General features: G+C 75.5%; 1 protein-coding gene. It reads right to left on the minus strand.

What is annotated here, in order from left to right:
* Nucleotides 1-35: 35 nt before the first annotated feature.
* Nucleotides 36-1139, minus strand: coding sequence for a hypothetical protein (locus AB0J68_RS32255; protein WP_363942682.1), 1104 nt, complete (start codon nt 1137-1139; stop codon nt 36-38).
* Nucleotides 1140-1330: the final 191 nt, after the last annotated feature.

Here is a 1330-nt window from a genome sequence, read left to right on the forward strand (position 1 = left end):
GCCACGGGCAACCGTGGCTCCGCCGTCGATGCGTTCTACTTGGTGGCCGGCTTGAGGCAGAGCACCCGGTTGGTGCCCTCGCCGGGCAGCACCACGTGGGGCTGAGCAGGGTCGGCGCACTTGTCCTTCGCGTCCACCTTGGAAACGATCGTGAACGCGCCCGCCTCGCCGCAGTCCACCGCCGAGGCGCCCTGGCCGGCCTGCTTCACGCAGGTGCCGACCGCCGGGTCGAAGGCCGGCGAGTCGTCCCCACCGCCGAACTTGCCGAGCAGCATCAGCAGGCCGAGCGGCACCGCCAGGATCAGCACGGCGGCGATCAACACCGCGGCCAGGACCCGACCGTTGCGCACCTTCGGCACCGGAGGCTCCGCCTTGGGCTCCTCCGCGTCCGGCTTGAACGAGTCGAACCGGCCCTGGTCCGATTCGGTGGCCTCCTGGCCCCAGGACGGCCCTGGCTGCTGGGGCGGCGGGAAGGCCGGGAACTGACCACCCGGCGCCTGCTCGATGGCCGGCGCACCGAAGCCCGGCGCGCCGTTCACCGCGGCGGTGCCGGCGGCCGGCGCCCCGAAGCGGTCGGCTGGGCGCTCACCGCCGGACTGCGGTCGAACGCCGTTCACCGGCCGGTTGTTGCCGGGCGCGTCGACGAAGGACGGCACACCGGGTGGGAACGCCGGCGGCGCGGCAGCGGCCGAGGGGGGCTCGCCGAACCCGTTGGGCGCCGACGACCGTTCCCGGTCGTCGAACTGCGGCTCGGACGGCGAGTCGTCGCCCCAACCGGGGAAGCCCTGCTGCCGATCCGGCCCGTTCTGCCAGTCCGGCGGGCCCTGGCGCTCCGGCGCCTGCTGCCAGTCCGGTGCGGCCGGGCGCTCAGGCGCCTGCTGCCAGTCGGGCATGGCCGGGCGACCAGCGTCCTGCTGCCAGTCGGGCGCGCCCTGGCGGCCGGCGTCCTGCTGCCAGTCAGGCATGCCCGGACGCTCGGGAGCCGGGTCGGCCTGGAACGCCTCCGGGGCTGCCTGCTCCGGCTCGTTGTCCGACTCGGGTCGGGCCGGGCGGCCGTACACCCGGGGTTGTGGCGTGGCGGCGCTGGTCGGCCGCATGGCCTGGTCGGCCGGGGGCATCACCCGGCTGGCCAGCGGCACCGAGGCGCTCGCCGACGCGCGGCTCGCCGCGCTGGCGGCCGACTCGGCGTCCGAGACCGGTACGACGGCGCGGCCCGCTCCCGACTCCGGGGAGGTTCCGGATCAGCCGCCGCGCGGTCCTGGAGCTGCTGGTCCTGGGGTTGATTGTGCACCTGCTGCTCCCCCAGCTCGGCGAGATACGCACCGCCATG

Source organism: Micromonospora sp. NPDC049580 (assembly GCF_040675595.1).
In the GTDB taxonomy this organism is placed as follows: Bacteria; Actinomycetota; Actinomycetes; order Mycobacteriales; family Micromonosporaceae; genus Micromonospora.